Origin of the sequence: Marinobacterium sedimentorum, from assembly GCF_024267675.1 — a bacterium.
Taxonomy (GTDB): Bacteria; Pseudomonadota; Gammaproteobacteria; order Pseudomonadales; family Balneatricaceae; genus Marinobacterium_A; species Marinobacterium_A sedimentorum.
This window is the reverse complement of record NZ_JALDYX010000157.1, coordinates 1-231: the sequence shown is the minus strand read 5'-3', so window position 1 is coordinate 231 and position 231 is coordinate 1. Positions and strand designations below refer to the sequence as shown.

Here is a 231-nt window from a genome sequence, read left to right as displayed (position 1 = left end):
ACTCGATTTAAGCAATGGTGTCTGGGGCAATGATGACCGATTGTTTGAACCTGGTACTTTGTTTGATGAAGATATGTTTGCTGATGTCGAGAAAAAGAAAAAAGCAGAAAAACCGCCGCAAGTTTTTATTCTTTCAAGTGGAGAGATTACGCCGGGCACCTTTGTTTTAGCGCCTGTAAATCGAGCGCTTAAAGCGCAGTCTTGGTATGTACAAATCCAAGATAATGGTTC

General features: G+C 41.6%; 1 protein-coding gene. It reads left to right on the top strand.

The genetic code is table 11. The annotated features are described in order from the left end of the window. A partial coding sequence (locus MRS74_RS23715) for a hypothetical protein (RefSeq protein WP_254582739.1) occupies positions 1 to 231 on the top strand: 231 nt, incomplete at both ends.